Genomic DNA, 19565 nt, shown 5'->3' with positions numbered 1-19565 from the left:
AAAGGGAATTAAATTGTTTATTTGTGCTAATTTGCACTGCCTTATGCTTAGCTTCAGCGCAACCAATACAGCATTGAATAACAGCTTCTTATGTTTCTCAAAACCCTCTCCTTATTAAATTACAAAAATTTTAGCTCGGCCGAATTTGATTTTGACCGTAAAATTAATTGTATCGTGGGAAATAACGGGATAGGCAAGACCAATGTACTCGACAGCATCTATCACCTCTCCTTCGGAAAAAGCTATTTTAACCCTATTACCAGTCAGAATATCAACCACGAGGCCGAATTTTTTGTGGTAGATGGCATTTTTGAGAAGCACGAACGCCAGGAGCAAATTATTGTTAGCGCCAAACGCGGACAAAAAAAAGTCATTAAACGCAACAACAAACCTTATGAAAAGTTCAGCGAACACATAGGTTTCATCCCCACCGTGATCATCTCACCGGCCGACAGGGATTTGATCATTGAAGGCAGCGAGACCCGTCGTAAGTTCATTGACGGTGTAATTTCTCAAAGCGACAACCACTACCTCAACAGTCTTATTGACTACGGAAAAATTTTGGCGCAACGCAATTCCCTGCTGAAGTATTTTGCAGCCAATAACAGTTTTGACAGAGACACACTTTCAGTTTATGACATGCAGCTGAAGGATCTCGGGAACATACTTTTTAAGAAGCGCAAAGCTTTCCTCGAAACCTTTATCCCCATATTTCAGAAACGTTATGCAACCATAAGTAACGGGCGGGAGAAAGTTTCCATCACCTATAAGAGTCAGTTGGAAGATGGCGATTTTAAAGAGCAGCTGGAGAAAAACCTGCAAAAAGACATGGCCCTGCAATATACCGGCGTAGGCGTTCACAAAGACGACCTGGTTTTTGAAATAGAAGGCCATCCAATAAAGAAATTCGGATCTCAGGGACAACAAAAATCTTTTTTAATTGCCCTTAAACTCGCACAATTCGATTTTATAAAAGATCTGGCCGGGGTCTCTCCCATCCTGCTTATGGACGATATTTTTGACAAGCTCGATGAAAACCGGGTGGCTCATATTGTAGACCTGGTAGCTACAGATGAGCTGGGACAGCTTTTTATAAGCGACACCCACGGAGAGCGTACAGAGAAAGTGGTGAAAAGTACCGCACAAACCTATAAAATGTTTTACCTGTGAAAAATGCCATTTTTGGATTCCTTTTGGGAATGTTCTTGCTTTCATGCAATACCAATTCTTCCCGTGAAAAAGTGGATAACCTCAACGGTTACTGGGAAATAACAAAGGCCGAACTTCCCGAAGGGATCACAAAAGAGTTCAAATATTCAGAAATAGTAGATTTTATTGAAGTAGACAGCCTTAAGGGCTTCAGGAAAAAAGTGCGGCCACAAATAGACGGCAGTTTTGTCACTTCAAATAATGAAGAAACCTTTGAGGTTAAACTTGAAAATGACAGCATAAATTTGTACTATTCTACCCCCTATGCAAACTGGAAAGAAACAGTAATTTCTTCGGAAGAAGATGAACTGGTAGTCATCAATCCAAAAGGGATCATCTATACCTATAAACGATTTACACCATATTCAGGAAACTATGGCCAGGAGAATTAACGAACATATTAGCATAAGCGACGCCCTCAAGGAATTTGTAAGCGACAACAAACTTCAAAAAGGACTCGACAAGGTGCACGTTCGGGAAGTCTGGAACAGCCAGATGGGCCCCGCCATAGAAAAATACACTACTTCTATAAAACTTGACAGGGATACGCTTTACGTACAACTTAGCTCATCTGTACTGCGCGAAGAACTGAGCTACGGCAAAGAGAAGATCGTAAAAATGCTGAACGAGGAACTGGGGCGTGAACTTATAAAAAAGCTTATTCTGCGGTAAGGTTCAAGGCTCAAGGTTTAAGGTCTAAGGTCTAAGGTCTAAGATTAAAGTTTAAGGTTTAAGGTTTAAGGTTTAAGGTTTAAGGTTTAAGGTAATTTACAAAGTAAAAATCTGAATCAAGATTGACGTTCCGCTTTAGGAGAAAATTTCTCTTTCCCCTGATACAGTCTGGACTTTCCTCTTCCCGCTCTTAATTCTGCCACTTACTTTCCAAAAATGTCATTTTCCAGCAACTTTTCTAAAAGCAGTGGGCACAAAATTGCCATCGGTTCCGGTTCCTTCCCGGGATGATATTTTCGGAAAGACTTCAGAAAAACTTTTCAAAAAGGGCATTTTTTACTTAACTTATTACACCTCAATCATTTAAACACAAGCTATGAGCTCTAAACAGGATATGATGGAACAGCAGCTTAAAGCCCGTGGGATTTCAGATGCCGGGGTGCTTAAAGCTATGGAAACAGTAGACCGCCAACTTTTTGTCCCCGAAGACAAGCTGGATAAAGCTTATGAAGACCGGCCTTTGCCCATTGGAAAAAACCAGACTATTAGTCAGCCATACATCGTGGCTTACATGGCGCAGCAGCTGGGCTTAAAAAAAGATGAAAACATTCTGGAAGTAGGTACCGGTTGCGGCTATAATGCTGCTGTGCTTTCACAGCTTGCACATCATGTTTACAGTGTTGAAATTATTGAATGGCTGGCACAGCTTGCGCGCGAGAACCTGGCAAAAACCGGCTATGTCAATATCACTACAAAACATGGCGACGCTTATGCCGGCTGGAAAGAATTTTCCCCCTTTGATGCCATTATTCTCACCGCCGCGCCCCCTTCTATCCCAAAACCTTTGAAAGATCAGCTCAAAACAGGTGGCCGCATCATGGCTCCTGTTGGGAGGTTAGATCAAAAACTGGTGATGCTTTACAAAACCGGGGAGAATGAATTTGAGGAAAAGCAACTGCTGCCCGTGCGCTTTGTACCCATGACGGGCAGGGCCGATAAAGGTGGCAGCTACGGAAGGTAAACCTGAAAAACCTTCAGTAGCACCTGAAGGTTCTTTCAACAGAACCCATAAAAAAGAAGCTGACTCAAAAATGATATTTCGGGCATCCAGAATATTTCAGGTTGAGTTGATCTTCAAAAATGAGGTTTCAACTTTCAGAAATAATTTCAGAATACACTCCTACAGCTTTTGAGGCAGCTTCTTTCAGTATAAATTCAGAAGAGGTCTTAGAACATTTCCCTTCCGGCAAAATGGAAAGCACCTTCAATTTGTGCATTCTCATCGCTGTCACTTCCGTGAACGGCATTTTCACCTACAGAAGCGGCATATTTCTTTCTAATGGTACCTTCGGCAGCATCTTCGGGGTTTGTGGCCCCAATAAGGGTCCTAAAATCTTCAACAGCATTTTCTTTTTCAAGAATAGCGGCAACAATAGGCCCGCGGCTCATAAATTCAACCAGCTCCCCGTAAAATGGACGCTCACTGTGCACTTCGTAGAATTTTTCGGCATCGCGACGGGTCATTTGAGTAAGTTTCATCGCTACAATCCTGAATCCTGAAGCAGTGATCTGCTCTAAAATAGCTCCAATGTGTCCTTTTTCAACTGCATCGGGCTTAATCATGGTGAAAGTTCTATTTCCTGCCATTACTTAGATTTTTAATTTGGCTGCAAAAATAATCAAATCAACCCCATATCCAAGGTACATAGGCTTTTATTCGACTTTATGCCGGGAAAGCCTGTTAAAAATGGCATTTTTGGAACTTCTTTAAGCGCTTTTTGAATCTTCAAATATTCAATATCTTCGCCATCTATGACAAACGAAGACATTTCGAAGGTAAAAGACCTGCTCGAAGGCAAAAAAAAGATCGTAATTGTTCCGCATAAAGGGCCCGATGGCGATGCAATGGGCTCTACGCTTGCCCTTAAGATCCTGCTTGAAGGCCTGGGCCATTACGTGAACCTTATTGCCCCAAACGATTATCCCGATTTTTTGAAGTGGATGCCTTATGAAGAGGAAACGCTCATATACGACCGGGAGACCGAAAAATGCAATAATTTAATTGCTGAAGCTGAAGTCATTTTTACGCTGGATTTTAACCATCTTTCACGCGCTGGCGATATGTACCGCCCGCTGCAGGAAGCCAAAGCTGCTTTTGTGATGATAGACCACCACCAGCAGCCCGATGATTACGCCCATGTGACTTACAGCGATGTCACCATGTGCTCTACCTGCCAGATGGTCTACCATTTTATAGAGAATATTGGGCTAGCACAAAAGATAAGTCCGCAAATCGCCACCTGCCTTTATACCGGGATCATGACCGATACCGGGTCTTTCAGGTACCGCTCTACCACCAGCCTCACCCATCGCGTAATCGCCGATCTTATCGAAAAAGGTGCCGACAATACTTCTATTCACGAAAATGTTTTTGACACCAGCTCTTACAGCCAGTTACAGCTGCTGGGCTGTGCGCTGCAAAATCTGTGCGTGGTAGAAGGCTACCGCACCGCCTACATCACGCTTTCGCAGGAAGAACTGGACAGGCATAATTTTAAAAAAGGGGACACCGAAGGTTTTGTGAATTACGGGCTCTCTCTGGAAGGTATAGTTTTTGCCGCCATTTTTATCGAAAATGAAGCCGAAAAGATCGTGAAGATCTCCCTTCGTTCAAAAGGTACTTTTTCAGTTAACGAATTTGCCCGCCAGCATTTTGAAGGCGGCGGCCACACCAACGCTGCCGGGGGCAAAAGCGATCTCTCTCTGCAAGAGACAGTTGAAAGATTTATTAGTATCTTGCCTGCCTATAAGACAAAACTGGCACTATGAAAATGAAATATGTATTACTGATGACGGGCCTGCTCCTTTTTTCATGCAAATCACCCGAAGCCAGAAGGCCGGTCTCACAGGAAACCGGCTCTTATATCAATGAGGCCGTGGAGCGAAACAGAAAGATTGTTGCCGAAGAGGAAGCCAGGATTCAACAGATCATCAAATCCGATACTACCCGCGAATACCTTTCCTCTGCCAACGGGTTTTGGTACTATTACAATAAAAAAGACACCACCAGGGCAAGAACTCCCGAATTTGGTGATGTGGTGGAATTCGATTACAACCTCAAAACCCTCGAAGGCCGTGACATTTACACCGATGAAGAGATTGTACCCCGCACCTATGCCATAGACCAGGAAGAACTTTTTAGTGGCTTGAGGCAGGGGCTAAAACTTATGAAGGAAGGAGAAACAGTAACCTTCTTGTTCCCTTCCCATAAAGCCTTCGGATATTACGGAGATAAAAAAAGAATAGGATCTGACGTACCGTTGATTTCTACGGTTACGCTTATAGATATTTCAGAAGCACCTGAAGCTAATCAGGAAAATAACAACTAAACAATTAATTTAAACATGAAGAAAATCACTTTTTTACTTTTATGCAGCCTGCTGTTTGCTTTTACTGCCTGTAATGACGATTATCCGGATCTTGAAGACGGAATGTATGCCGAATTCAAAACCAACCAGGGAGATTTTATCGCCGAACTTTACTTTGAAGCAACCCCAATGACCGTTGCCAGTTTTGTTTCCCTTGCCGAAGGCACAAGCAGCATGGCCGAAGAGCAGTACCAGAATAAGCCATTTTACGACGGACTCGTTTTTCACCGTGTAATTGGAGATTTCATGATTCAGGGGGGCGACCCGCAGGGTACCGGTAGCGGCGGCCCGGGCTATAAATTCCCGAATGAGATTGTAGATACACTTACCCATGATTCAGCCGGAATCCTTTCTATGGCCAACTCGGGCCCTAACACCAACGGAAGCCAGTTCTTTATCACCTTAAAAGAAACTCCGTGGTTAAACGGCATGCATACCGTATTTGGTGAAGTGGTAAAAGGCATGGACGTGGTAAACGCCATTGGAAATGTGGAAACAGGCGCAAATGACCGCCCTCTTGAAGATGTGGTGATGCAGGAAGTAAAGATTATCCGCAAAGGCCAGGCAGCCAAAAATTTTAAAGCTGCTGAAGTTCTCACTCAGCAGTTAGCCGATTTTAAAGCTGAAGCTGAAGAAAAGGAACGCCAGATGAACGAGCAGCGCTCTGCCAACGCACAGCGTTACGAGGAATTAAAAACCGATGCAAAAGCACTTGAAAGCGGACTCCAGATTGCATTTCTGAAAGAAGGTGAAGGCCCTAAACCACAGCAGGGAGACACCGTGAGGGTAAATTACAAAGGCTATTTAAGCTCTGGCGACCTTTTTGACACCAATATTGAAACAGTGGCCGAAGAAGCCGGAATGCTCAACGAAAGAAGAAAGCAAATGGGCGGTTATGCTCCTATGCCAATGCTTTACAGCAAAGACGCCCCAATGATCCCAGGATTTAAAGAAGGTGTACAGCAAATGCAGGTAGGCGATAAAGCCGTATTGTACATTCCTTCCCACCTTGGATATGGAGAAAACGGTGCACCACCAGTTATCCCGCCATCTGCCGATCTCATTTTTGAAGTAGAGCTGGTAGATATTCAGTAGAAGAAGGATCCCCACAAAAAAAGCTTCCAAAAATGGCATTTTTGGAAGCTTTTTTATTTAAATGATCCTGAAGAATTACTTCTTCCCGGGAATGTTCTTCAATACTTCAAGCACAAATTCCCAGTATTTCTGGGCAGAGGAGATGCTTGCTCTTTCATCGGGCGAATGGGCTCCGCGAATGGTGGGGCCAAAGGAGATCATGTCCATTTCAGGATAGTTTTTTCCTAAAATTCCACATTCCAGGCCGGCATGGCAGGCAGCAATATCGGGTTCATCGGTATTCATTTTCCTGTAAAGCTCGTCGAGCACCTTTAAAATGGGAGAATCCATATTGGGAGCCCAGCCGGGATATGCTCCCGAGAGTTCCACTTCAAAACCTGCAAGTTCAAAACCGGCGCGAAGGCTGTTGGCCAGATCGGTTTTTGAAGAATCTACTGAAGAGCGGGTCAAACAAAGCACTTCAATTTTGCCATTTTTGACCGTCACGCGCGCCAGGTTGTTTGAAGTTTCTACCAGGCCTTCAATGTCGGGGCTCATCCGGTACACGCCGTTATGGGCAGCATAAAGAGACTTCAGCAGTAACTCCTGCGCTCCAAGTTCCATCACTTTTTGAGGGGCTTCAGTTTCTGAAACCTCAATATGCAGCTTTGGTTCCAGGCTTTTATATTCCTGCTTAATCTGCTGAATGGCTTTCCCTATTTCAGCTGTAAAGTCTTTCTTCTGAATGTTCTCTACCACAACTACAGCTTCACTTTCCCGTGGAATGGCATTACGGAGTCCGCCGCCATTGATTTCAGAAATTCTCATTCCGAAGTTCTCATACCCCCGAAGAGGATGCGGTTCATGAGCTTATTTGCGTTGCCAAGACCTTTGATAATATCCATCCCGGAATGGCCTCCCTGCAGGCTTTTTACCTGCACCCTGTAAGCTATGGTATCTTGGGGCACAGCTTCTTCGGTATAAGTGCGCGAGGCAGTGATATCAACCCCACCGGCACAGCCAATGCCTATTTCATTATCTTCTTCGGTATCGAGGTTAAGCAGGATATCTCCCTTTAGAATTCCGGGTTTTAACCCCATGGCCCCGGTCATCCCGGTCTCTTCGTCAATGGTAAAAAGTGCTTCGAGTGGAGGATGCTGAATGTCGTTGCTTTCCAGAATAGCCATCATGGTGGCCACTCCAAGACCGTTATCGGCTCCAAGGGTAGTGCCTTTAGCCCGCACCCAGTCACCATCAACATACATTTCGATCCCCTGATTCTCAAAATCGAAATTGGAATCGTTGTTTTTCTGGTGGACCATATCGAGGTGAGACTGCAGCACTACAGGTTTTTTGTTCTCCATTCCCGGAGTGGCCAGTTTGCGGATAATCACGTTTCCTACCTCATCAACTTCGGTTTCCAGCCCCAGGTCATTTCCGAATTTCTTCATGAATTCTATGACCCGTTCCTCCTTTTTTGAGGGTCTGGGCACGGCATTGAGATCGGCAAATTTATTCCAGAGTGGCTTTGGTTCCAAAGCCCTTATTTCTTCGTTCATGATAATGTTAGTTTGAATTCTCACAAATATAAGAAATAGTAGAGCATTACGGCCACACCTCCCACCCCGACCTTCGGCCAGACTCCTCCCACCCCGCCTTACAGGCACCCCTCCGGAGGAGGGGATGCTTTGCAAGAAAATTTGGTTTTAAACTATAAGACATCGTTTCCGAAATATTGTATTTTTAAAGGTGGTATTCATCCCCAGCTTAATATCTAACCTTACCAGAAAAATAATCTGCAGAGAAAACGAAAATAATCTGTGAATTAGGGACAAAATTATGAGTAGGGTTCCCATTAACCACCCCGACCTTCGGTCACCCCTCCGGAGGAGGGGATGCTTTGTAAGAAAATTTGGTTTTAAACTACAAGACATCGTTTCCGAAATACTGCAGTTGTTAAGGTGATGTTACTTTCCAACTTGCAGCTGATCCTTATAAAAGCACAATTACTTCTACTGGCTCATCTGAAAATTCATTATCTTAAACCATGATCAATGATAATAATAAAATATCTCATGCTGTGTCCCCTCCCTCGGAGGGGTGTCCGCAGGACGGGGTGGAAAAGAAACCTCCTGTTCTTGCTACTATTGACTCGGTTCCTATATACCGAAAATCTGCTACATATTTGCCTGCAGAAAAAAATCTGAGAAACAGAGCAAGGGCACTGCGAAAAATGGGAAATTTACCGGAAATCGTTTTTTGGCAGCAGGTGCACAAGAGAAAATTTTATAACATAGATTTTGATCGGCAGCGGGTGATTGGACATTATATTGTAGATTTTTATGTAAAAGGTTTAAGCCTGATTGTTGAAATTGATGGAGCCAGTCATAATGAAAAGAAAGAATATGATAATAGGCGGGAAACTTATCTTCAAAATCTGGGGTTACTGGTCTGGAAAGTGAGTGCTACTGAGGTAATGATGGATGTTGAACGGGTTATGGAGAATTTAAAGAAGTTCATAATTGAAAATTATTCATAATAAGGGGATTGCCCACCCCGACCTTCGGCCAGACTCCTCCCACCCCGCCTTACAGGCACCCCTTCGGAGGAGGGGATGCTTTGCAAGAAAATTTGGTTTTAAACTATAAGATATCGTTTCCGAAATATTGTATTTTTAGGTGGTATTCATCCCCAGCTTAATATCTAACCTCACCAGAAAAATAATCTGTAGAGAAAACACAAATCATCTGTGATTTAGGGACAAAATTAAGAGTAGGGTTCCCATTACCCACCCCGACCTTCGGTCACCCCTCCGGAGGAGGGGATGCTTTGTAAGAAATATTTTGGGTAATAAACAAGACATCGGCTCAGGAAGCGAGAAGTTTTAAAGCTTTCCATAAAATTGTCTCATATTTATAAAAGTCTTGGCTTCCGGCTCTTGCAGGTTCATCCCGAAAAACCCTATTTTTGAAAGGTGAAGAAAAAAGTTGCTTTAATTCTCGCCCTGTTTCTACCTGTCCAGATCATCCTAATCAAGCTGCTGGGCAACTATCCTCTTTTTGTAGAAAAATGGTACAGTAACGGAATTTTCCCCGTGACCTCGGTCCTGCTTAGAAGAACCCTCGGAATATTGCCCTTTTCACTGGGGGACCTGCTCTATGCCTTCCTGGTGATCATGCTTGTAAGGTGGTTGGTGATTAGGATAAAAGAAAAATTCAGAGCGCCACAACGATGGATTATAAACGCCCTTGCCGTGCTTTCGGTTATTTACTTCAGTTTTAATCTTTTTTGGGGGTTCAACTATTACCGGTTACCACTGCATGCAGCCCTTGAGATTGAAAACGATTATACTACGGAAGAACTCATAGAACTCACACAAGATCTCATTAAAACTTCAAACGAACTTCATCTCTCTATTACCGGAAATGATTCGGTGATGGTCATGATCCCGTATTCTAAAGCTGAAATCCTGGAATTATCCAAAGAAGGATATCAGAATATTGAAGACGATTTTCCCGAACTTGATTACCATATTCCGAGTTTGAAAAAATCAATTTACAGCCTGCCGCTTACTTATATGGGCTTTAACGGCTACCTCAACCCGCTTACTAACGAAGGCCAGGTAAATACCCGGATTGTCGCCTACAAGATACCCACAACGGCCAGTCATGAAATAGGCCACCAGCTGGGTTTTGCCAAAGAGAACGAAGCCAATTTCCTGGCCTGTCTTACCACCATGAACCACCCAGATGAATACTTCAACTACTCCGGTTACACCTTTGCGCTTAGCTACTGCCTTAGCGAACTCTACCGCCGCGATCCGGAATTAGCTGAAAAGTTTGCTGACCAGCTTAACTACGGGATCAAAGAAAACTACCGGGAAGTACAGGAGTTTTGGGAAAGCCACAAAAATCCTTTTGAGCCCATTTTCATGTATGCATACGATTCGTTTCTGGTAGCAAACAACCAGCCTGGCGGCATGAAGAGTTATAGTTATGTAGTGGCCCTGCTGGTAAATTACCACAAGAGCAGGGGAAAATTATAGCCTTTGGCATTCTCTTTTTTTTGCTAACTTACCCGCTCTAATTTCCAATCCTAAACTATCTTATGAGAATTAAATTACTATTATGCCTGCTGCTTGGTGCCGTCACGGGCCTGCAGGCACAGGAGTATTTTCCTAAGAACGACGCCGTAAAGGCGCAGGAAAATACCAACTTCACGGTACTCAAAAATGCCAAAATTTATGTAGACCCTTCCAGCCTTATTCAAAATGGTATGCTGGCGATGCGCAACGGCAGGATCACCGCCGTTGGAAAAAACATCAAGGTTCCCGAAAATGCGGTAGTCATTGACCTTAAAGGAAAAACAGTTTACCCTTCCTTTATTGATCTTTATTCCAGCTTCGGAATTGAAAAACCAAAAAGCGAAGGCGGCAGCCCCTACAGCGGTAATCCGCAGTATGATGCAGGCCGTGAAGGTTACTACTGGAATGATCATATTAGGCCGGAAACTTCGGCTTTAGAGAATTTCTCCTATAATAAAGATGAAGCTGAAAATCTCAGAAAGCTGGGTTTTGGGGTGGTTAACACCCACATACCCGACGGAATTGTTCGCGGAACCGGAATGCTTATCGCCCTTAATTCCGAAGGCACTGAAGGCGACAGAATACTCGATGAAGAATCTGCACAATATTTATCTTTCGAAAAAAGTGCAAAATCAAAGCAGGTCTATCCTTCTTCTAAAATGGGTGCCATGGCACTGCTGAGACAAACCTACCTTGATGCCGACTGGTATGCAAAGGGCAACGCCGATAATAAAGACCTTGCGCTGGAAGCTTTTAACGAGAATAAAAACCTGCTGCAAATTTTTAAGACCGATGATGTACTTGACGAATTGCGTGCCGATAAAGTTGGTGATGAAATGGGCGTGCAGTACGTGATTGTGGGCAGCGGAAAGGAATTTGAAAGACTTGATGCCATAAAAGCCACAAATGCAACTTTCATTGTACCCGTAAAATTCCCGGATGCATTTGATATGGAAGACCCGTACATGGCCAGTTATGCCATCCTGGGAGACATGAAAGAATGGAACCAGGCACCGGCCAACCTCAAAATGCTTAGCGAAAAGAAAGTTCCTTACACCATTACTGCCCACAATGCCGAAAAAAACTTCAGGGAGAACCTGGTAAAGGCAGTAGCTTACGGGCTAGACAAAAAAGATGCCCTGGCAGCACTTACCACCGTTCCGGCAAAACTTATTGGACAGGAGAACAGCCTGGGGGTCTTAAAAGAAGGTGCCTGGGCAAACTTCATTGTTACTTCGGGCGATTATTTTGATAAAGAGACTACGATTTACGAAAACTGGGTTCAGGGGAAACGAGCTGTGTTTGAAGACATAGACCTGGTGAACCTCAACGGAACCTACGATGTGAAAGTAGGCGGAAATTCATACACCGTAAAGATCAGCGGTGAGCCTTCAAAACCCAAGGCCGAAGTGAGCACCAACAACAGCAAGATAGGTTCAAAGATCAACTACAGCAATAACTGGGTGAACCTGCTGCTCTCTTCCCCCGATACTACTAAAGCTGAATACACCCGGCTTAGCGCGAGAATTTCAGGCAACGCCAAAAACTTCAGCGGAAAAGCCATTTTGGGAGACGGTACACCAACCACTTTTACAGCTACCCGCACTGCAGAAGCTTCAGAAAATAAAGACAAAAATTCCGAAGAATATCCTGAAGTACTTCCCGTAACTTACCCGAACATGGCCTTTGGATTTGAAAGCCTTCCGAAGCAACAGGACGTACTCTTCAAGAATGCCACGGTTTGGACCAATGAAGCTGAAGGCATCATCGAAAACAGCGACGTGCTGGTAAAGAACGGAAAGATAGCCGCAGTTGGCAAGAACCTTAGTGCCCGTGGGGCGACGCTAATAGATGCTACGGGAAAACACCTTACTACCGGAATTATTGATGAGCACTCCCACCTGGCGGCATCGGCCGTAAATGAAGCAGGGCACAACTCTTCTGCCGAGGTGCAGATGGAAGACGTGGTAGACCCCAACGATATTGGTATTTACCGCAACCTTGCCGGGGGTGTTACTACCATGCAGCTGCTCCACGGCTCGGCCAACCCAATTGGAGGGCAATCGGCTATTCTCAAGATGAAATGGGGCGCGAGTCCGCAGGAAATGGTGCTTGACAATTCTCCGAAGTTCATCAAGTTTGCTTTGGGAGAGAATGTAAAACAGGCCAACTGGGACAGTAATTCCCGTTTTCCACAAACCCGTATGGGCGTAGAACAGGTATTTGTAGATTATTTTACCCGTGCCCGCGAGTATGAGCAGCTAAAAAAGAGCGGCAAACCCTATCGCAGGGATATTGAAATGGAAACCATCCTTGAAATCATTAACGGCGAACGCTTTGTGACGGCTCACTCTTATGTTCAAAGCGAGATCAATATGTTGATGAAGGTGGCAGAACAATTTGGCTTCAACATCAACACGTTCACCCATATTTTGGAAGGTTATAAATTAGCCGATAAAATGGCCGAGCACGGGGTTGGAGGTTCTACCTTCTCTGACTGGTGGGCCTATAAATATGAAGTTAAAGATGCCATCCCGCAGAATGCCGCCATTATGCACAATGCCGGTGTAACAGTTGCCATTAACAGTGATGACGCCGAAATGAGCCGCAGGCTTAACCAGGAGGCGGCAAAAAGTGTAAAATACGGAGACATATCCGAAGAAGAAGCCTGGAAATTTGTCACTCTTAACCCTGCAAAACTGCTCCATATTGATGATCGCGTGGGAAGTATCAAAGAAGGTAAAGATGCCGATTTGGTGCTGTGGGATGCTCACCCGCTTTCCGTTTACGCCAAACCTGAAAAAACCATGATTGAAGGCTTGGTGTATTTTGACCTTGAAAGAGACCGGCAGCTGCGCGAAGAACTGGAAAAGCAGAAGAACCTGCTCACTACTCAAATGCTGAAAGCCAAAAACAACGGACTGAAAACCCAGCCGGTGAAAAATTCCGGCAAAGAAGAAATGCACTGTGACACCCTCTAAAATCAGAAACATGAAGAAACTAAAGAAATACATCCTGCCGGTACTGCTCTTTTTCGCAGGTTCGGTTATAGCACAACAAACTCCGGCGCCCCCGCAAGACCGCGCGATAAGCATAATTGGTGCCACCGCCCACATTGGGAATGGCGAAGTGATTGAGAACAGCGTGATCATCTTTGAGAACGGTAAACTTACCACGGTTAGTGATGCCGCCTCCACTAACCGCCAGTATCCCGGCAAAGTGATTGATGCAAAAGGAAAGCATGTGTACCCTGGCTTTATAGCCCCCAATTCCACCCTTGGGTTGGTAGAAATAGATGCCGTGGTACAGAGTGATGACGAAGATGAACTGGGAGAACTCCTGCCCCATGTTCGCAGCCTCATCGCCTACAATGCCGAAAGCCAGGTAGTAGAGAGCATGCGCCCAAACGGGGTGCTTGTAGGGCAAATCACCCCGCGTGGCGGCAGGATCTCGGGCACTTCGTCTATCGTGCAGTTTGATGCCTGGAACTGGGAAGATGCCGCTTTAAAGAAAGATGACGGCTTGCACATCAACTGGCCAAACAGCGTGCGCAGAGGCCGCTGGTGGATGGGCGAAGATCCCGGGATAAAACCCAATGACAGTTATGCAAAAGACCTTCAGGAGCTAAGCGCGTTCTTCAACAACGCCAAAGCTTATCTGGCAGGGCCACAAAACAAGGCCAATCTGCCTTTCCAGGCCATGAAAGATGTTTTCAGCGGGAACAAGAAAGTCTATATCCATGCCGATTCAGAAAAAGAGATCATTGATGTGCTCGCTTTTAAAAAGGAACACAAGCTTGACAATGTGGTATTGGTAGGGGCTTACGACTCCTTTAAAGTGGCCAATCAAATCAAGGCTGCCAATGTTCCGGTACTGGTAGGCCGGGTACACAAGACCCCGCAAATGGAAGACCAGGATTATGATTTGCCTTACAAACTCGCTTACCTGCTCAACCAGGAAGGAATTCTCGTAGGGCTGGAAACCAGCGGTGACATGGAAAGGATGAACAGCCGTAATTTGCCATTTTACGCAGGTACAGTTACCGGTTACGGTCTCAGTAAAGCCGACGCCCTTAAAATGATCACTTCAAACACCGCAAAGATCCTGGGTATTGACGACAGCCTTGGAACGCTGGAAGCCGGTAAAGATGCCACCCTTTTTATTAGTGAAGGAGATGCTCTGGATATGCGCACCAACAAAGTTTCACAGGCCTTTATCCAGGGGCGGGAAATTAGCCTTGAAAGCCACCAGACAGCGTTGGCAAAGAGGTATACTGAAAAATACGGCCAGCAGGAGAAAAAATAATCTTCTGCTAAAATGCCCTTTTTGAAAGGAAAGGCTGTTTAAAAACTCCTGGATCTTTATTTCTGAAGTAACTTCAGAAAGCTATACTACCTGAAGCTGCTTCAGGTGAGCACAAAGACAGTTTTTAAACAGCCTCTTTTTTATATTTTGAACTCTTCCGAATTGAGCACCACCTGCGTGGAAGGGATCACAGGCTTGCTGTCATCTTCCGCAGTAATAAATATCCTGATGGGTTCGTAGGGCGTGTTGGTGCTAAGTTTTCCGTTGTTCTTCCGGTTAATATCCAACCGGCCCAGGTTAATGGTGCCATGGTTTTTGGTGACCATCCACACCACGTAGTGGTTTCGCGAAGGCCTCAGCCTGTCGGGGCTTGCTAGGTTGCTCACCTCAAGCTCCACCTCATAGTTGCTGTTATTGTCTTCATCTACCTTAACCACGGCTTCGGCGGCAGGCACTACATCAGAAACGGGAAACGTAATCTTTTTACTACAGGCACTAATCAAAATAGCTGCAAAAATAAAACTGAGCACCTTAAAAGCATCAGTCATTGGAAGTGGCTTCTTTTTCTTCTCCATAAAAGTGTTTTTGTGTTTTCCCGTTAAATTACCGCTTTTTTTCCAATCTTGAAAATTTCCACCATGCCTTAGCCCCCTATTACTGCACCAAACCCGAAGTTTTTTATCTTTGCTGCATGCAAAAATTTATAAGTAGTTTTCAGAATCAGGCGATAAAGAGGGTATTGCAGTTACAGGAAAAATCGCGCGCCCGCAAAAAAGAACAAGCCTTTGTGGTAGAAGGCCAGAGGGAGATAAGCCTCGCCATAAAAGGTGGTTACGAGCTTAGGGAACTCTATTATACCGCCGATCTCTTTCCTGCTGAAAATGTCAAAAATTTGCTGTCTTCTGTTTCCAGTCCTGTAGCTATCACCGAAATTTCTTCGGAAGTGTACCAAAAGATCGCTTACCGCGGAAGTACCGAAGGAGTGCTGGCCGTTGTGGGTTCCCGCGAACTTTCCCTTCAAAAACTAACCTTCAAAACAAAAAATCCGCTTATCCTGGTAGCAGAAGCCCCCGAAAAACCCGGAAATATAGGTGCCCTGCTCCGCACAGCCGATGCTGCAGCCGTAGACGCAGTGCTTATTGCCAATCCGCGTACAGACCTGTTCAATCCAAACATTATTCGCAGCAGTGTGGGCTGCCTTTTTACTAACCAGATCGCCACCGGCAGCACCTCAAAAATAATTGCCTTTTTAAAGGAACAAAAAATTGCCATTTTTGGAGCTGCATTGCAGGCTTCGGTTCCTTACCATACCGCCAACTTCACCGGTCGCAGCGCTATTGTAGTGGGCACAGAAGCCACCGGCTTGAGTCAGCAATGGCTTGAAAACACCAGCCAAAACATCATTATCCCCATGGAGGGGGTTATAGATTCCATGAATGTTTCGGTAGCTGCGGGCATCCTTATTTTTGAAGCGAAGAGGCAGCGGCGTTAAAATTTAATTTAGTTCGCAGTTCCGAAAAAAACCACCCCGCCCTGCAGGCACCCCTCCGGCGGAGGGGACGAAAAAAAGAATGTTTGTTCTCAAAGTGGAAGATCCTCAAACGAATGTAAACTTCGGTCTTTTCAGTAAGCGCCGCAATTCAGATTTCTTCAGAAAAAAAGATATTCCTAAGAAACCATAGAAAAATCATTGGTGGATTCGTGGCCTGGAATTCTCTAACCCTGCACAAGAAAATCTCTCCTACCTCGCCCTGAAGGCAGCCCTCCGGCGGAGGGGACGAAAAGAAGAATGTTTGTTCTCAAAATGGAAAATCCTCAAACGAATGTAAATTTGGGTATTTTCAGTAACCACCGCAATTCAGATTTCTTCAGAAAAAAAGATATTTCTAAGAAACCATAGAAAAATCATTGGTGGATTCGTGGCCTGAATTCTCTAACCCTGCACAAGAAAATCTCTCCTACCTCGCCCTGTAGGCAGCCCTCCGGCGGAGGGGACGGAAAAAAGAAAGTTTGATCTTAAAGTGGAAGATCCTCAAACGAATGTAAACTTCGGCCTTTTCAGTAAGCACCGCAATTCAAATTTCTTCAGAAAAAAAGACATCCCTAAGAAACCATTAAGACAAAATTGTTCTGCCTTCCCCCGAAGTTAGTTGAAGCAGTTGTTCATAAAGAACCTCCACATCTTCTTTTTTAAGCAGTTCGGTCCCCGGAGATTTTATGGTCGCACTGCCACAGGAAAGTCCGTACAAAATGGCATTTTTGAGAGGCTGGCCTGTAGAAAGGGCGTAAACCAGGCCGGCAACCATACTGTCTCCTGCCCCTATCGAACTCACATGTTCGACCTGCGGGGCAGGATAATGTTTCACTTCCCCTTTTGTAGCCAAAAGCGCACCTTCACCCCCCAATGAGAGCACAATGATCTCTACGGAATACTTTTTAAGGATGTCGAGCAAAGCCCTTTTTTGCTCCTCCATATTTTCTGCCGGCTGGCCTGTAATATCGCGGAGTTCATTTTTATTCGGTTTTAAAAGATAAGCCCCCTGCTCCAGCACTCCCTGGTAAGATTTTCCTGAAGTATCAAGTACAAATTTTAATCCGCAGGTTTTGGAGATAGCAGCTGCCCGGGCATAAAAATTGGGTGGCGCACCCGGCGGAAGACTCCCGCTTGCTACCAAAAAACCGCCTTTTTCACACCGGCTCACTTTTTCGAGTAAAGCTTCATATTCAGATTCGTGCAGCGAAGCGCCGGGAAACCCAAACCGATAGAGATTTCCTGTAGAGGTCTCGGTAACGGCAAAGTTCTGTCGCAAATCATTAGAGATCTCTACAGGCTCTTCTTTAACGCCTTCCTTTTTTAAAAGGTCTGAAAAAAGTTTACCAGTATGGCCTCCTTTGGCATAGACGGCAGTAGATTCACCGCCCAGTCTTTTGATGACCCGCGAGACATTTACTCCTCCTCCGCCCGCATCTATAAGCGGCTTTTCACACCTGAGTTTTTCATTTGGCTCCAGCTTTTTGGTCTTTGAATAAATATCAAGGGCAGGATTAACGGTAAGGGTTGTGATCATGGGCTAAATCTTTTCATTTTGGTTACACTCTAATTTACAGAGAAGTTTTAAAAGCCTGAAACTCTTGGCGTAAATTCTTAATTATTGGCAGCATATTTTAAGCAGCCTTGCTTAAACCTGAGAGATATCATAATTAAATTGATCATATTGAAGTAGTTTTAAGTTCGAAACTTCAGGAAATGGCTCAAAGTTTTACAATGACCAAAAACCTGCGTTCCTTTTTTACTGAAATAGGAGCCCTGTCAAATTTTGCCGGGAGGTTTTTCAGAGAGCTATTTAGCCGGCCGTTTGAATTCAAAGAATTTTTGAGGCAGTGTTACCAGATGGGGAATAAATCCCTGCTACTCGTGGGGGAAACCGGATTTATTCTTGGCCTGGTATTTACACTTCAGTCACGCCCCACCTTAGAGGAGTTTGGGGCCTCCTCCTGGATCCCGAATATGATTAGTATTTCTATTGTTCGGGAAATTGGGCCGGTGATCATCGCGCTTATTTGTGCCGGCCGCATTGGATCAAGCATAGGTGCCGAACTGGGCTCCATGAAAGTTACGGAACAGATAGACGCCATGGAAGTTTCGGGCACCAATCCTTTTAAGTATCTGGTGGTCACCCGAATTCTTGCTGCCAGCCTGATGCTCCCCCTGCTCATACTCTTTGGAGATTTGGTAGCCCTTATTGGTTCGGCACTGGTAGAGAATATTAAGGGGCAGGTCTCATTTTTGCTTTACTTCAATCAGGTATTTGGGGCTTTGGGGTTTCGGGATCTACTTCCGGCTACCGGAAAATCCTTTTTCTTCGGCTTTGCCATTGGCCTGGTGGGGTGTTTTAAAGGCTACAACAGCGGAAAAGGTACTGCCGGAGTGGGCCGGGCGTCAAATTCAGCTGTGGTATACACCAGTATGCTGTTGTTCATCATCGACTTTATTGCAGTTTTTTTAACCCAACTCATCTATGGATAATATGAAACCTGAACCTAGATATACTGCTACCTCCAGGGGAAATCCGGTGATACAGATAAAGAACCTGCACAAAAAATTCGGCGACCAGGTTGTACTGAATAATTTCAATCTGGAAATGTATGAGAACGAGAACCTGGTGCTCATGGGAAAATCGGGTTCAGGAAAATCTGTAATGATCAAATGCCTGGTGGGCCTCATGGAGCCCGACAGTGGCAAGATTGAGGTTTTGGGCAGGGACATTAGCAGGCTTGACCGCACCCAGATGGATGAACTAAGGGCAGAAATAGGTTTCCTTTTCCAGGGCAGTGCCCTTTATGATTCCATGACCGTGAGAGAAAACCTGGAGTTTCCGCTTAGGCGGCACACCAAAAGGATGAACATCACAGATACCGATAAGCTGGTGCTGGAGGCGCTGGAGAATGTGGGACTGGCCAGGACCATAGACCTGATGCCCGATGAACTCTCGGGTGGAATGCAACGCCGCATTGCACTGGCCCGTGCGCTCATTCTTAAACCCAAAATTATTATTTACGATGAACCCACCACCGGCCTTGATCCTATTACGGCAAAGGAGATCATAGAGTTAATGACCAGCGTCCAAAAAAGGTACAAAACCTCTTCCATGATCATCACCCATGATGTGGACTGTGCAAGGGTGATCTCCCACCGAATGATCCTGTTACTGGACGGCACCAACTACGCCCAGGGAACTTTTGAGGAATTATCAACTTCTGAAGACCCGCGAATTAGGGCCTTTTTTAAATAA

At 45.0% G+C, this 19565-nt stretch carries 17 protein-coding genes and 1 pseudogene; 14 read left to right on the top strand and 4 right to left on the bottom strand.

Going from position 1 to position 19565, the window contains the following annotated elements:
- Nucleotides 1-90: 90 nt before the first annotated feature.
- The 4 genes from recF to JRG66_RS12280 all read left to right on the top strand — a co-directional run bounded on the left by recF (nucleotide 91) and on the right by JRG66_RS12280 (nucleotide 2902).
- Nucleotides 91-1170, top strand: a complete 1080-nt coding sequence (recF, locus tag JRG66_RS12295) for a DNA replication/repair protein RecF (RefSeq protein ID WP_265163062.1) — start codon at nucleotides 91-93, stop codon at nucleotides 1168-1170.
- Nucleotides 1167-1601 (top strand): lipocalin family protein, encoded by a 435-nt coding sequence (locus tag JRG66_RS12290; RefSeq protein ID WP_265163061.1) that lies wholly within the window; start codon nucleotides 1167-1169, stop codon nucleotides 1599-1601. The genes recF and JRG66_RS12290 overlap by 4 nt, the downstream gene beginning before the upstream one ends.
- Nucleotides 1585-1881: a DciA family protein gene (locus tag JRG66_RS12285; protein WP_265163060.1), complete on the top strand. Its 297-nt coding sequence runs from the start codon at nucleotides 1585-1587 to the stop codon at nucleotides 1879-1881. The genes JRG66_RS12290 and JRG66_RS12285 overlap by 17 nt, the downstream gene beginning before the upstream one ends.
- 376 nt (nucleotides 1882-2257) lie before the next feature.
- Nucleotides 2258-2902: a protein-L-isoaspartate(D-aspartate) O-methyltransferase gene (locus JRG66_RS12280; protein WP_265163059.1), complete on the top strand. Its 645-nt coding sequence runs from the start codon at nucleotides 2258-2260 to the stop codon at nucleotides 2900-2902.
- A gap of 206 nt (nucleotides 2903-3108) precedes the next feature.
- On the opposite strand, the gene JRG66_RS12275 is transcribed toward JRG66_RS12280, so the two are convergent.
- Nucleotides 3109-3528, bottom strand: coding sequence for a nucleoside-diphosphate kinase (locus JRG66_RS12275; protein WP_265163058.1), 420 nt, complete (start codon nucleotides 3526-3528; stop codon nucleotides 3109-3111).
- 165 nt (nucleotides 3529-3693) lie between these two features.
- Here JRG66_RS12275 and JRG66_RS12270 point away from each other — a divergent pair, with 165 nt between their 5' ends.
- Genes JRG66_RS12270 through JRG66_RS12260 form a run of 3 tightly spaced genes read left to right on the top strand, consistent with a single transcriptional unit; the run spans nucleotide 3694 to nucleotide 6404 of the window.
- A complete protein-coding gene (locus tag JRG66_RS12270) occupies nucleotides 3694-4710 on the top strand; it encodes a DHH family phosphoesterase (RefSeq protein ID WP_265163057.1) in 1017 nt (338 codons plus the stop codon).
- Nucleotides 4707-5270, top strand: coding sequence for a gliding motility-associated peptidyl-prolyl isomerase GldI (gene gldI / locus JRG66_RS12265; protein ID WP_265163056.1), 564 nt, complete (start codon nucleotides 4707-4709; stop codon nucleotides 5268-5270). The genes JRG66_RS12270 and gldI overlap by 4 nt, the downstream gene beginning before the upstream one ends.
- 15 nt (nucleotides 5271-5285) lie before the next feature.
- Complete coding sequence (locus JRG66_RS12260; protein WP_265163055.1) at nucleotides 5286-6404, top strand: peptidylprolyl isomerase; 1119 nt, start codon at nucleotides 5286-5288, stop codon at nucleotides 6402-6404.
- A 75-nt stretch (nucleotides 6405-6479) separates the two neighbouring features.
- Here the strand turns inward: JRG66_RS12260 and JRG66_RS12255 are convergent.
- Nucleotides 6480-7942: pseudogene (locus tag JRG66_RS12255) on the bottom strand (aminoacyl-histidine dipeptidase).
- A 488-nt stretch (nucleotides 7943-8430) separates the two neighbouring features.
- On the opposite strand from JRG66_RS12255, the gene JRG66_RS12250 reads away from it, so the two are divergent.
- From JRG66_RS12250 to JRG66_RS12235, 4 genes are all read left to right on the top strand, one after another.
- The gene (locus JRG66_RS12250) at nucleotides 8431-8922 is read left to right on the top strand and encodes an endonuclease domain-containing protein (RefSeq protein ID WP_265163054.1); all 492 of its coding nucleotides are present in this window, start codon (nucleotides 8431-8433) and stop codon (nucleotides 8920-8922) included.
- A gap of 435 nt (nucleotides 8923-9357) precedes the next feature.
- Entirely contained in the window at nucleotides 9358-10428 is a 1071-nt protein-coding gene (locus tag JRG66_RS12245) for a DUF3810 domain-containing protein (RefSeq protein WP_265163053.1), read from the top strand.
- Between the two features lie 62 nt (nucleotides 10429-10490).
- Complete coding sequence (locus tag JRG66_RS12240; RefSeq protein WP_265163052.1) at nucleotides 10491-13448, top strand: amidohydrolase family protein; 2958 nt, start codon at nucleotides 10491-10493, stop codon at nucleotides 13446-13448.
- Between the two features lie 10 nt (nucleotides 13449-13458).
- Nucleotides 13459-14772, top strand: coding sequence for an amidohydrolase family protein (locus JRG66_RS12235; protein WP_265163051.1), 1314 nt, complete (start codon nucleotides 13459-13461; stop codon nucleotides 14770-14772).
- 140 nt (nucleotides 14773-14912) lie between these two features.
- Here the strand turns inward: JRG66_RS12235 and JRG66_RS12230 are convergent, their stop codons facing one another.
- Nucleotides 14913-15347, bottom strand: a complete 435-nt coding sequence (locus tag JRG66_RS12230) for a hypothetical protein (RefSeq protein WP_265163050.1) — start codon at nucleotides 15345-15347, stop codon at nucleotides 14913-14915.
- 116 nt (nucleotides 15348-15463) lie between these two features.
- Between JRG66_RS12230 and JRG66_RS12225 the strand changes: the two genes are divergently transcribed.
- Nucleotides 15464-16264, top strand: coding sequence for a TrmH family RNA methyltransferase (locus tag JRG66_RS12225; protein WP_265163049.1), 801 nt, complete (start codon nucleotides 15464-15466; stop codon nucleotides 16262-16264).
- Nucleotides 16265-16886: 622 nt separating this feature from the next.
- Here JRG66_RS12225 and JRG66_RS12220 read toward each other — a convergent pair.
- The gene (locus tag JRG66_RS12220; RefSeq protein WP_265163048.1) at nucleotides 16887-17840 is read right to left on the bottom strand and encodes a 1-phosphofructokinase family hexose kinase; all 954 of its coding nucleotides are present in this window, start codon (nucleotides 17838-17840) and stop codon (nucleotides 16887-16889) included.
- Nucleotides 17841-18019: 179 nt separating this feature from the next.
- On the opposite strand from JRG66_RS12220, the gene JRG66_RS12215 reads away from it, so the two are divergent.
- Together JRG66_RS12215 and JRG66_RS12210 are read left to right on the top strand one after the other, a co-directional pair.
- Nucleotides 18020-18799, top strand: a complete 780-nt coding sequence (locus tag JRG66_RS12215) for an MlaE family ABC transporter permease (protein WP_265163047.1) — start codon at nucleotides 18020-18022, stop codon at nucleotides 18797-18799.
- Entirely contained in the window at nucleotides 18792-19565 is a 774-nt protein-coding gene (locus JRG66_RS12210; protein WP_265163046.1) for an ABC transporter ATP-binding protein, read from the top strand. Before JRG66_RS12215 ends, JRG66_RS12210 begins: the two co-directional genes overlap by 8 nt.

It is taken from the genome of Salinimicrobium tongyeongense (assembly GCF_026109735.1).
GTDB classification, from domain to species: domain Bacteria; phylum Bacteroidota; class Bacteroidia; order Flavobacteriales; family Flavobacteriaceae; genus Salinimicrobium; species Salinimicrobium tongyeongense.
The sequence above is the reverse complement of the archived record's forward strand: the minus strand, read 5'-3'. Positions and strand labels throughout refer to the sequence as shown.